Source organism: Niabella aurantiaca DSM 17617 (assembly GCF_000374125.1).
Lineage (GTDB): Bacteria > Bacteroidota > Bacteroidia > Chitinophagales > Chitinophagaceae > Niabella > Niabella aurantiaca.
The window spans coordinates 110,646-122,608 of record NZ_KB893643.1 but is presented as its reverse complement, the minus strand read 5'-3'; the positions used below and the strand labels follow the sequence as shown (position 1 = coordinate 122,608).

Below are 11,963 nucleotides of genomic sequence, written 5' to 3'. Positions count from 1 at the left end.
GTTTTTCTACCGGGGATTTGTATTTTTGAACGACCCCGGTTGCCAAAATACGATTGCCCCGGAAGATCAGAAAGAACGATATTTTTAAACAACAACCAACAATCAAGTGAAAAAAACAGTATGGTCGCTTTTATTTGTTGCAGTTATGAGTGCAGCAAGCGTAAATGCGCAGTGGAAACCGGTAGCAGGAAAGATCAAAACTTCCTGGGCCGAAAAAGTGGACGCAGCCAACCCGCTTCCGGAGTATCCGCGGCCGCAGCTCACCCGGAGCAATAACTGGAAAAGCTTAAACGGGCTATGGCAATATACCGTGCTTCCAAAAAGCGAAACAGGATCCGTTCCGGCCCAATACAGCGGTAATATCCTGGTGCCCTATGCGATCGAATCTGCACTGAGCGGCGTTGGAAAAACAGTGGGAAAGGACAGCGTACTGTGGTACAACCGTACCATAGAGGTACCGGCCGCTCTTCGCAAAGGCAAACTGTTGCTGCATTTTGGGGCGGTGGATTGGGCAGCCCGGATCTATGTGAACGGGATCAAAGTAGGAGAGCATGAAGGCGGTTATGACCCTTTTTCAATCGATATCACCCATGCCTTAAAAAAAGGAACCCGCCAATCGCTGGCTGTCCGGGTATGGGATCCAACGGATGAAGGCCCGCAGCCGGCAGGAAAGCAGGTCACAAAGCCACATGGCATCTGGTACACACCGGTCACCGGCATCTGGCAGACCGTTTGGCTGGAAAAAGTGCCCGCCACTTATATTGCATCGGTAAAGCACACGCCGGATATCGACAGGCAGCAGCTGGATGTTGCGGTCAATGTGGATCATCTCCGGCCGGGCGATGAGATCCTCGTATCCGCCTGGGACGGAGACCGCCAGGTGGCGGCACAGACTTCGGCAAACGGGAAGGGGATGGTACTGCCGGTTCCCGGTGCAAAGCTTTGGTCGCCGCAACACCCGTTTTTATACGATCTGAAGATCGCGGTGAAACGCAAGGGAAAGATCATTGATGAGGCAGGCTCTTATTTCGGCATGCGCAAGTCGTCCATAGCTAAAGATAAGAACGGCATTTTCCGGATGCTGCTGAACAATGAATTTGTTTTTCAGTATGGACCGCTGGACCAGGGCTGGTGGCCGGACGGGTTGTACACAGCCCCTACAGATGACGCTTTGAAGTTTGATATTGAGCAGACAAAAGCATTGGGTTTTAACATGATCCGCAAACACATAAAGGTTGAACCGGCCCGCTGGTATTATTACTGCGATCAAATGGGCATGCTGGTATGGCAGGACATGCCCAGCGGCGACAGGGGCGGAAACGTGTGGGATCAGTACCCGGGAGTTATTTCAGGTCTTCCGCAGGATAAGCAGCGGACACCGGAATCGGCGGCCATCCATAAAAAAGAATGGAAGGCGATCATGGATCATTTGCATAATTATCCCAGTATTGTTTGCTGGGTTCCGTTTAACGAAGCCTGGGGGCAGTTTGATACCCGGGAGATCGTTGACTGGACCGTGGCCTATGATCCTTCGCGGCTGGTAAATGCAGCGAGTGGCGGAAATTATGTAAAAGGACTGCCCGGTCATATAATGGACCTTCACCGGTACCCGGCACCCATGATGCCGGACCCGGAAATGTATGGTAATAAACAGGCCCTCGTATTGGGCGAATTCGGCGGCCTCGGTCTGCCGGTAGAAGGCCATACCTGGGTGTCGAGCGGCAACTGGGGGTACCAGAGCTTTAAGAACCCCGAGGAACTTTACAATAAGTATGAGGAGTTCATCAACCGGTTGCCGGTCCTGATCAAGAAGGGACTTTCCGCTGCCGTATATACACAAACAACGGATGTAGAAGTGGAGATCAACGGCCTCTACACCTATGACCGGAAAGTGCTGAAATTTTCAAAAGATAAAATGTTCCGCTTACACCAGCAATTGTATGACCGGTCGCTGGTGCCCTGATCTGCGGTCCGCTTTTCAGAGGTTTCTTGGAAGCTGTTTAAAAACGATCCGGGAGCATCCTTATCGTCACAAAAAGGGTACGGGCTTTTTATTGCCGCTACTTAGGGCTTTGCTGTAGCCGCCATCTGTAAAAAGCGGGGTTCAACGATCATTTTAGCAAAAGAGGCATAGCCTCGAAAGATCCGGCAAGAACGGGTTTCAACCCGTTTATATGTCCCAAAGAGCAACAGAGAGCCATGGGCTCGGGGCATAATGACCCGTGCCCATGGCACTAATGAAATTACAGCTTCGTTAAAGCCGTGCTAAAGCGCGGCTTTAACGACAACAACGCGCCGGATGGCGCTTATAAGGAGCATCAAAATATTATTTTTAAACGAGATTGTATCAAAAGTCGCTTTATAGCGTGTTGTCATTCTGAACTTGTTTCAGCATCTATCCGGCATCTATGCACGATTTAGGCAGATCCTGAAACAAGAATCAAGAATAGATCCCGGAACAAGTCCGGGATGACATCTTCAGGATAACCCAAAACATGTTATGTCATGGCTTCATTGATTTTGCAACGCAAATTGAAAACTCGGCATGACAAATGAAAAATTTTTGATACAACCTCGTTTTTTTTACCGCGAGGTTTGCAGAGCCTCTGCAGGGGTGCCTTGTTGCGCTCTTTGCGGCCGCCTTACGCGTACCTTGCGGTTATTTTTACCGCGAAGTGCGGACGTACGGTGCCAGCCTGTTCAGGCGTGGTGTTTGAAATAGTGTATTTCCCGCTCGTGATTTTTGGCGTCGGCTAACGTGTCAAAGGTCCCGAGGTTCCTGCGTTTATTTGTTCTCTTATCCGGTTTTCTTGAGTACAACCGGTATTTGCCGGATTTTAGCTTGCGTATCATAATGGAGTTGTTTAAAAACGATCTGCTGCAATAAGCAGGCCGTACGCTCCGGAAGGAACGGCATTCTTTTACAGATACCGGCAGCATTTTTGTTACGGCTATGATAAACAGGACTATGAAAAAAGAAACGTCTTCCCAGAAAATGAATACCATTAGCGAGTGTATCCATAGCGCCGTGAAGGCAGGATATACCCGGGATTTTTTTATGAATGATCAGGGGCTTTCTTACAACGGTGCTGGAAAAGTGTACTTACCCGATGAAGTGACCATAAAGAACTTTTACCGGTTTGAAGGCGAGAGCGATCCTGCCGATAGTTCCATATTGTATCTTTTGCGAACGCATGACGGGGCCCGGGGTACACTATTGGACGCCTATGGTGTGTATTCAGATGAACAGATTGCACAGTTTATAAAAGCTGTCGGTGAGATCGAAAAACACAAACCCGGAATGAGAACGGAACTCAGCCGCTATCTGAAGATCGGGATCGGCGCCCTTATAGCGGCAGGAGCTGTTTTCGGCCTCTTTTATAAAAGAAGAATGGGCCATTCCCGGAGGCTCGTTGCCGGTTGACGGCGGGTAAGATACAGGCATGTTCGATACAATCAACGATAAAAAACAAGACGCCCTTATGACGCTGGATCAATTTCTTCGGGCCAGTGAAGAAGAGCAGCTTCAGGTTTTGTGGGAAGCCCGGTTTGTTTCTGAAAGATCCGTTCAGGAATTCGTCTATACACGCTACCAGGTCTTCGATTTTTATATTGAAGTGTGTGTGAAGGACCATGCCGTAGTGGCGTTTGACTATTTTTCCGGGGAAAGGAGCGCTGTGCAGGCAGGTGCAGGATCGCCGTTTTATGGATGACCGTGCGGAAAAAAATCCACAGAATGGGTACTGCAGGCCCCGTGCGCTGCCCCTCCTGCTGCCGGCAGACCAGTGCCTGGCGTCATTATAACAGGAGATAACAGAAGCCTGCCGGCGATCTGGTGTTTCGCGATCGCAGGAGGATTGTTTAAAAAGCGAGGATGTAAAAATGAAAGAACAACCATTTGAATTATCGGCGCATGACCTTGCGGGGAATGCGGCCCTTGACCTGAATGGGGCGCTTGATGAATGCCTCGCAGCCATCTTCCCCAATTATCATTCTGAGCGGTTTACACCCGTAACGCTTAAAATTACCTTTGAAAAAGACCGGTTCGCTGTTGTATTGTATGCATACGATCATACAAAGGGAGCACCGGCAGATAGCGGGGAGCTTCCTGTCAAGAAGTTCAAGGGAGCGCTGACCCTTCCTGCATTTGCAAAATATGTGCATCACTTTTCCGCTTCTTTTTCAAACCAGCAGTTTGATATGGGGCAAATGCGTGTCCAGAATAAATAGCCGTACATGGATTGTCTAAAACCCCAACGCATATCCGGAAAAGAACGGGAGGGAAGGGCGCTTTTCCCGTTTATGTAACGCTGGTTTCAGGTTCAGAAAGAACATGCGTTCCGGCGTGGTACGCGCGGTATTGGCGCACTGCCTGTCCTGTTGAGAAGAGCAGGTATTTTATTCATTGGTAAAACAGCATCATGGAAAAAGAGAAAACAGAAAAGCTGCGGCCCGGCCAGATACAAGCCAGACCCGGAATGGAGCATGAAATGCTTCCCCGGCCGGAGAGCGAACCGAAGCAGCACGAGGGAGGAAAGCTTGCCGGCAAAACAGCATTGATCACCGGGGGCGACAGCGGCATTGGCAAGGCGGTTGCCTTGCTCTTTGCAAAAGAAGGCGCCCGGGTGGTGATCGTGTATTTGAGCGAGGATGAAGATGCCGTTGCTACCCAGGGCCTGATCGCAGCGGATGGTGGCATCTGTCGCCTGGTCAAAAGGGATATCAGCGAGGAAGCACAGTGCCGGAAGGTTGTTGAAGAAACGATAAAGGCCTTTGGCGGGCTCGATGTCCTGGTGAATAATGCAGGAACCCAGTGGGTGCAGTCATCGATCGAAGACATTAGTACCGAACAGCTTTTACAGACCTTTTATACCAATTTCTTTTCTTGTTTCTGGTTGGCGAAATATGCGATCAGGCATATGAAGAAAGGAAGCTGTATCATCAATACCACGTCAGTGACCGCCTACAGGGGCAGCCCCACGCTGATGGATTATGCGTCTACCAAGGGGGCCATTGTTGGCTTTACCCGGAGCCTCGCGGGCAATCTTGTAAAAAAAGGGATCCGGGTAAATGCTGTTGCGCCGGGGCCGGTATGGACACCGCTCATTGTTTCTTCATTTGATAAAGAGCGGGTAGCCGGTTTTGGCAGCGATGTGCCCATGGAGCGGGCAGGTGAGCCCAATGAGATCGCTCCGTGTTATTTATTCCTGGCCAGCGATGATGCCAGCTTTATGACGGGGCAGGTGCTGCATCCCAATGGCGGGGAGATCATCAATGGATAAAGCAGCCGGGCTGTGGCAAACAGGATAGAGCCCGGGGCGGTGCTGCTGCCGATTATTAAACAACTTAAAATTATTTTTATGATACGCTATTGTTTGGGAATGCGATTCCGGATGATCCTGCTGCTGGGCATGATTGCAGCAGCTTGTAACACAGCACCGGACAGCGAAAGGGCCGCGGGGGATTCCAATAAGCTCAAATTTAACAGGAGCGATTCGGCAAACCCGTCTCTGGCAACATTTGAAAGGGATGCTGATTTTGCGGTAACGGCAGCCGATGGCGGCCTGCTGGAAGTACAGCTGGGGCAGCTGGCCCAGCAGAACGGCCGGTCGGAGGATGTAAAAGAATTCGGCTTAATGATGATCAAAGATCATTCAGCGGCTAATAATGAATTAAGAGTACTGGCAGAGCAGAAAAGCATTTCGCTGCCCGACTCGCTGAGCGAGAGTATGAAAAGGAAATATACAGCCCTGCAGACGCTGAAAGGCGCTGATTTTGATAAAGAATATATGTCGCTGATGGTGGAGGATCATGAGGAGGACGTGGAGGTCTTCCGGAAATATGCCGGTAATGGTGCAGATCAGCGTCTGGCACAATGGGCGGAAGGCAAACTTCCGGTACTGCAGCGGCACCTGCAGCATGCCCGGCATACAGACAGCCTTCTGAAACGATAACAGTCTGTATTTTGAGTCCGGTATCGTCTTCACTACCTTTAGCGGGTACAGGCATTAAGAAGCGGAACAGGCTCCCCACGGATGCTGCATGCGCCGGATATTCTTTTGATTATCGATCAGTATTTCTTTTTGATACTGCAGTATATCCTGCAACCCGATGTTCAGGGCATCGCCGGCCAGTGCAATTTCGTAGGCCCTTATCGCGGCGTCTTCGTTGTATTCCAGTACTGCCAGGAGCCCGGGAGGCCTGTTGGCTGTATATACCGCCCGTAGGCCGTTCCAAACCTCGTACACGGCCCGGTTGCCGGTATTGGGCCTGCCGGACGCTGTCCCCTGCAGGTAGGAGCGGATCGACCAGATAAAACAATGGCTCTGCTGGATCAGGTCTTCAATGAATTCGGCGAGGTAGCATCCCGCGCAATGCACTTTAAACCGTTCATAGATCTCGATATTTTCCGTGTGGATCTCCATGAGATCGTTCAGCACTTCCATTTCCCGGATGTTGTTTTCTGTATGATGCATCATGTTTTTTTTGGGTCGTTTATCGGCAATTCGGGTCTCTTAAAAATTTTCAATTATTGCGCCAAATTTATAAAAGGCAAGAAAGGGCGCTTCCTGTTTATGCGCCAAGCTTTTTGAGGCATTGCCGCATATCAATGCCCTTGCCCAATACCGGCCGGAACAGGTCACCTACCCGGTTCAGCCGTTTGTGGATGGTCTTTATATCAAACTGCGACGGGTTCAGTCCCCGCTTTACCTCCTTCCAGTTTAACGGGGTCGATACAGTGGCGCCGGGTCTGGGCCGCACACTGTACGCGCTGGCAACCGTTTGTCCCCGGCGGTTTTGCAGGTGATCGATGTATATTTTTTGAGTGCCCCTTTTTTTAAGGTTCCGTTCCAGGGTGGTGGTTGCAGGCAGCAGGTTTACCACCTGGATGGCAATGAGGTGGGCAAAATCTTTGACCTGCTCATATAGGTATTTGTTGGCTAAGGGAATATAAATGTGCAAACCGGTAGCGCCGGAGGTTTTGCAAAAGGAGGCCGCGCCGCAATCATCCAGCACCTGCCGGGTGGCCAGGGCGGCTTCAATAACCTGCTCGAAACTGTTGTTTGCAGAAGGGTCAATGTCCATGATCAGGTAGGTAGGTGCATCCGGCTTTTTAACGGTACTGTTCCAGGGGTTGCACTCAATGCAGCCAAGATTGGCCAGGTACAGCAGGGAAGCCCGGTTATTGCACAAGATATAGTCGATCTCCTTTTGATTGCTTTCCGAGTAGATAGGAGCGGTGCTCATCCAGTCAGGCGCAATATTTCCCGCGTCCTTTTGATAAAAGCTTTCTCCGGAAATACCATCCGGATAACGGTTCAGGCTTTCCGGCCGGTCTTTAAGGAAAGGCAGTATGACCGGTGCTATTTTATTGTAATAGTCGACCAGGTCGCCTTTGGTATATCCTTCCTCCGGCCAGTAGCGCTTTTGCTGATTGGTGAGCTTCACTTCCTTGCCATCTGCTTTTATCCGGTATTCGTTCGCTCCCGGGGCGGCTGCTTCCGGGTTTTCTTTTTGCTTTTTTGTGGTGGTTCTTGTCATCGCTTCTTCTTTTGGGGCGATCATGACTTCCGCTGCTGTTTTATCTTCCCGGAGCCCCTGGAAAACAGGCTGGCGAAAAATATGATCTTTTGTCAGTTCGGAAAACTTGATATTGCAAACAAGCTTTGGGCGTACCCATACGGCGGGCATATTGGTCCTGGGTGTTGTTTCAAAGGGCGACCGCGGAATGATAAGGGGCTGCATCCGCTCATACAGTTCCGTTAGTGATTGATCATCAAAGCCGGTACCCGTATGACCGGCATAGATCAGCTGGTCGCCTTTGTATCGCCCCAGGATCAGTGCACCGAATTTTTTGCGCCCGCCCCTCGGTTCGGTATAACCGGCAATAATGACCTCTTCAGTATGGTGGTGTTTTATCTTAAGCCAGGCGCCGCTTCTTCTTCCTTCGGTATAGGCACTTGCGGCCCGTTTGGCGATCATGCCTTCCAGGTTTTTCTTTTGGATGGCTTTAAAAAAACCTTTTCCGTCGGCTTCCACATGATCGCAATATTGTATCAGGCCGTTCTCCGTCAGCGCTTCTTTCAGCAATTCCTTTCTTTGCAGCAGCGGCAGCTCTTCGATATTGTGCCCGTTCAGGAATAACAGGTCAAACACATAATAGACCATCGGCGCTCCGGGATGGTCTCCATAGTGCTGGAGCGTCTGAAAATCAGGAGCCCCGGCCTCATTATAAGCTACAATTTCCCCGTCGAGGATCATCTCCTGTTCCTGCTGTTGCAATGCAGCTGCTATTTCCGGATATTTTCCGGCAAAATTGAGCCCGTTGCGCGAATAAAAGCGGAACTGCCCCCCGGTTTCGGCAATGGCGCGGTAACCGTCCCATTTGATCTCAAATATCCAGCCCCCGTCTGTAAAGGGCCGGGCGGCAAGGGTGGCCAGCATGGGTTTGATAAAATGTGCATATTTTTTTTCCGCGGCCAGGAAAGGTGCTCTTTTGCGGGAAACGGCTTTCTGCCGGCTGTTGTTCTTTGATCGTTTTTCAAGAACGGCGGTGGTTACCTTTGATTTTTTTTTTACATGCAGCTCTGCGTCATAAGGCGTATCGACTGCATGGGCATCTTTGTGTTTTATCAAAAGCCAGGCGTTATCTTCCGGGGTGTTTTTCATACGGACCAATGCAAATTCCCCTTTCAGCTTTCTGCCATGAAGGATGAATTTTACAGAACCGTTCTTTACGGCTTCCATTAAAACGGTCTTCTCTTTTTTTCGCGGCTGTTTTTCCAGTGCTTCGTAGGTGCCCTTGTCCCAGATCTCTACTTCGCCGGCCCCGTAATTCCCTTTGGGAATGCTGCCTTCAAAGAACTGGTAGTCGTAGGGATGGTCTTCAACCATCATGGCCAGCCGTTTATCTGCGGGATTCAGTGAGGGGCCTTTGGGCACCGCCCAGCTTTTGAGCACGCCCTTTATTTCCAGCCGGAGATCATAATGCAAACGGGTTGCGGCATGCCGCTGAATGACGAAATGTAACGCGTGTTTATCCGGAAGACGTTGTTTTCCCTCCGGTTCGGGCGTTTCTTTAAAGTTCCTTTTTTGCTGGTATTTTTTTAACGGTGCCACGTTTGCAGGGGTTAATGTTACAGGCCTTTCAGGAGACCTTTTTTGTTTTTGAGGCGGCCAGGCTGGCTTTCAGCTGCTCCATAAGATCCTTGGATTTGTTATACACTACTTTCATTTTTGGCTGACTGATCTTTTTGCCTTTTGCTTTTGCCTGGATGATCTTCATGAGCGCTGCAGTATAATGATCTTTGTACGCGCTGATATCAAATGTTTGTGACAGCTGGTTGATCAGCGCAGTGGCCATCTTTAGTTCCGATGGTTTGATGGTCCTGTGCGAAATGTTCAGGTCGCCGGTATCCCGGATCTCCTGTGCGTATCGGATGCGCTGAAAAAGCAGCAGGCCCTCATAAAAACGAAGCACACCCAGGGCTTCTTTGGTGCGCAGCACAAACGTTCCAACACCTGCCATCCCGGTTTTTTTCAGGGCTTCTGCTAATAACGTATAAGCGGCCTCACCGCCTTTCTGCGGCTCCAGGTAATAGGGGGTCTCAAAAAGGATACTATCGATCTCTTCCGTTTTTACAAACTGGTCTATTGTCAGCAACTTCGTTTTCTCGGGCATTGCCTTTTCAAAATCGGCCTTCTCCAGCACAATATATTTTCCCTCGTAGTCGTAGGCTTTTACAATATGCTCCCAGTCCACTTCCTTACCGGTGTTTTCATTTACCCTTTTGAACCGGATATTGCTGAGATCTTTTTTATCCAGCATGTCCAGGTCAAGACTGCTTTCTTCTGTGGCGGCATATAATTTTACGGGGATGTTTACAAGGCCAAAACCAATAGCGCCGGTCCATATTGCTTTCATATATTCTTGTTTTTAGATGATACGTATTTATCCGGATCTTCCTGCCCGGTACAAATAAATGATGCTGCGTTAAGAAGACTTCAAAAATCATGCACATCACAACCGGGCCTTATTGGCATCATTTTCCGTTTATTATAAAGTTCATCAAAAAGAAAGATCATGGAAAAAAAGCAGAAAAAAAAGGAAGAAACAATAAAGCCCGATCCGGAAACCCTGCACAATACCGATCCGCAGGAGCATATGGAAGGGCCGGTTTCCACACCCATGCAAAAGCTGGAAGAGGTATTTGAACCGGAACAAAAGAAAAAAGTGAAAAAACGCGCAAAAAAAAATCCATAGTGCTTTTCCGAAAAAGAGTGGGGCGTTTTTTCTACAGTTCCGTGTCAGTATTTCCGCAACGGCGCTGCCGGTACTCCGGTGTTGATCAATAGGCGGGGCTGATCAAAAAGTCTGTTTTACCGTGAATTGTGAAACCGGCATCTATTCGGCCATGGCTTGTTCGTTAACAAAGCTTTCTGCTATTTTAGTGAGGGCCAGGTCTGTTGCTTTTTCATTATCCAGCGTTTGTTGCAGCAGCTTTGCCACATCGGCATGACCCATCTGCTCGGCAAAGGCGTGCAGGGTTCCGTACGTTGCAATTTCATAGTGCTCTGCTTTTTGCGCTGCCAGGTCCTCGCTGTTGCTCGCCCTTTGCATTTTTGGAAGCGATTTTGCTAAATGTTTTTCGGCCCAGTAAATGTCTTTAAGCTCGTCTACAAAGAACCGGTGGAACTCGCTGTTCTTCATTTCGGGGGAAATGGCGGCGGAGTTCCTTTCTCTGCGTTTTTCAGTGGTCATTGCCTTACCTGATTTTGTTTGTGTCATGATCTTTGTTTTTTGGGAATGAGAAAATTTTATAAGACCGTATTGGTGGAGGCGATGAATGCCTCCCTGTTTTTATGAACGGCTGTTGTATGAATCAGAAAAAAATCAAGCCAAAGAGTGCCGGGCAACCGGTTGCTGGTTCAAATCTTTTATTTTATGATGAAGCAAGATCTTATCGAATGTGCGGCGCTTTTGCTGAAAGAAAAGCAAACGATCGCATTTGCCGAAAGCGCCACGGCGGGACGGCTCACTGCCGAATTTGCCCTATTGCCGGATGCAGGCAGTTTTTTGAAAGGCGGGTTTGTATGTTATGATGCATCAGTGAAAGAGGAGGTTTTAAGCGTGACGCCGGAGCTTGTGAAGCGATATACGCCCGAATCGGCCGAGGTAACTGCGGCCATCACCCGGGGGCTGATGCCGTTGATCCCCGCTGATATTCATGTGGGGGTCACCGGCCTAACCGCACCGGGAGGAAGCGAAACCCCGGAAAAACCGGTCGGTACAATGTTTGTTTGTGGAATGATGGCCGGTGTTACTGTTTTCTCTGAGCGGGTCGTATTTTCCGGGTCGCCGGAAAAGATCATCCTTCAAACCATTGCCTGTGTCGCAAAAAAGATCACGGACGCATTGCGCAACAGGTAAGGATACCGGACCCGGCCGCGCCGGTGGATTGTACTAAAAAACGGAATTATGAAAAAGAATAAAACGAATGTTTTTGAGCGGGTTGCGGCCCGCATTACCTTGTGGTCCGGAAGCTTTGTTGCCTTTGGATGTGCATGTGCCCTCGTATTGGTGTGGCTGATACTGGGCCCGGTGTTTCACTATTCCGACACCTGGCAGCTGGTGATCAACACAGGTACCACCATCATCACCTTCCTGATGGTGTTCCTCATTCAAAAGACCCAGAACAAAGATGGCCGGGCCATACAACTGAAACTGGATGAGCTGATCGCTGCCAGTCAGCAGGCGAGTAACCGGATGGTGGACATCGAAGATCTTACGGAAGATGAACTGGAGGTATTGCACCGGTATTACCAGCGGCTGTCCCTTAAGATAAAGCGAAGCAAAAACAACAAAAGCTCCCGATCCATTGATGACGCCGGTCACCCGCAAAACAATTCCGGGGCTCCGGGGGATGCCAGCCGTCAAACAGAGGCCTGAAAGGCAGTATTGC

13 protein-coding genes are annotated in these 11,963 nt (G+C 49.7%); 9 read left to right on the top strand and 4 right to left on the bottom strand.

From position 1 onward, the window contains the following. Positions 1–145 precede the first annotated feature (145 nt). From B160_RS0117055 to B160_RS0117020, 6 genes are all read left to right on the top strand, one after another. A complete protein-coding gene (locus B160_RS0117055) occupies positions 146–1,963 on the top strand; it encodes a glycoside hydrolase family 2 protein (protein WP_051107214.1) in 1,818 nt (605 codons plus the stop codon). 1,005 nt (positions 1,964–2,968) lie between these two features. Then, the gene (locus tag B160_RS29450; RefSeq protein ID WP_051107198.1) at positions 2,969–3,424 is read left to right on the top strand and encodes a hypothetical protein; all 456 of its coding nucleotides are present in this window, start codon (positions 2,969–2,971) and stop codon (positions 3,422–3,424) included. Positions 3,425–3,443: 19 nt separating this feature from the next. Beyond that, the gene (locus B160_RS0117035) at positions 3,444–3,713 is read left to right on the top strand and encodes a hypothetical protein (protein WP_040680025.1); all 270 of its coding nucleotides are present in this window, start codon (positions 3,444–3,446) and stop codon (positions 3,711–3,713) included. 169 nt (positions 3,714–3,882) lie between these two features. Further along, positions 3,883–4,230 carry a hypothetical protein gene (locus B160_RS0117030; protein WP_018629132.1) on the top strand — a complete coding sequence of 116 codons (348 nt, stop codon included), beginning with the start codon at positions 3,883–3,885 and terminating at the stop codon, positions 4,228–4,230. A 191-nt stretch (positions 4,231–4,421) separates the two neighbouring features. Then, positions 4,422–5,282 (top strand): glucose 1-dehydrogenase, encoded by an 861-nt coding sequence (locus tag B160_RS0117025; protein WP_018629131.1) that lies wholly within the window; start codon positions 4,422–4,424, stop codon positions 5,280–5,282. A gap of 78 nt (positions 5,283–5,360) precedes the next feature. Continuing rightward, positions 5,361–5,954: a DUF4142 domain-containing protein gene (locus B160_RS0117020; protein WP_083927729.1), complete on the top strand. Its 594-nt coding sequence runs from the start codon at positions 5,361–5,363 to the stop codon at positions 5,952–5,954. 54 nt (positions 5,955–6,008) lie between these two features. Here B160_RS0117020 and B160_RS0117015 read toward each other — a convergent pair whose 3' ends face one another. The 3 genes from B160_RS0117015 to ku form a co-directional block, all read right to left on the bottom strand. Beyond that, a complete protein-coding gene (locus B160_RS0117015) occupies positions 6,009–6,479 on the bottom strand; it encodes a ferritin family protein (RefSeq protein WP_018629129.1) in 471 nt (156 codons plus the stop codon). Positions 6,480–6,573: 94 nt separating this feature from the next. Beyond that, the gene (gene ligD / locus B160_RS0117010; protein ID WP_018629128.1) at positions 6,574–9,120 is read right to left on the bottom strand and encodes a DNA ligase D; all 2,547 of its coding nucleotides are present in this window, start codon (positions 9,118–9,120) and stop codon (positions 6,574–6,576) included. Between the two features lie 28 nt (positions 9,121–9,148). Continuing rightward, complete coding sequence (gene ku / locus B160_RS0117005) at positions 9,149–9,925, bottom strand: non-homologous end joining protein Ku (protein ID WP_018629127.1); 777 nt, start codon at positions 9,923–9,925, stop codon at positions 9,149–9,151. A 159-nt stretch (positions 9,926–10,084) separates the two neighbouring features. Between ku and B160_RS0117000 the strand changes: the two genes are divergently transcribed. Continuing rightward, the gene (locus B160_RS0117000; RefSeq protein ID WP_018629126.1) at positions 10,085–10,264 is read left to right on the top strand and encodes a hypothetical protein; all 180 of its coding nucleotides are present in this window, start codon (positions 10,085–10,087) and stop codon (positions 10,262–10,264) included. A 141-nt stretch (positions 10,265–10,405) separates the two neighbouring features. Here the strand turns inward: B160_RS0117000 and B160_RS0116995 are convergent, their stop codons facing one another. Next, positions 10,406–10,789 (bottom strand): YciE/YciF ferroxidase family protein, encoded by a 384-nt coding sequence (locus tag B160_RS0116995; RefSeq protein WP_018629125.1) that lies wholly within the window; start codon positions 10,787–10,789, stop codon positions 10,406–10,408. A gap of 156 nt (positions 10,790–10,945) precedes the next feature. On the opposite strand from B160_RS0116995, the gene B160_RS0116990 reads away from it, so the two are divergent. Together B160_RS0116990 and B160_RS29445 are read left to right on the top strand one after the other, a co-directional pair. Continuing rightward, positions 10,946–11,431, top strand: coding sequence for a CinA family protein (locus tag B160_RS0116990; RefSeq protein ID WP_018629123.1), 486 nt, complete (start codon positions 10,946–10,948; stop codon positions 11,429–11,431). Between the two features lie 48 nt (positions 11,432–11,479). After that, complete coding sequence (locus tag B160_RS29445; protein ID WP_018629122.1) at positions 11,480–11,950, top strand: low affinity iron permease family protein; 471 nt, start codon at positions 11,480–11,482, stop codon at positions 11,948–11,950. The last annotated feature ends 13 nt before the right edge of the window (positions 11,951–11,963 follow it).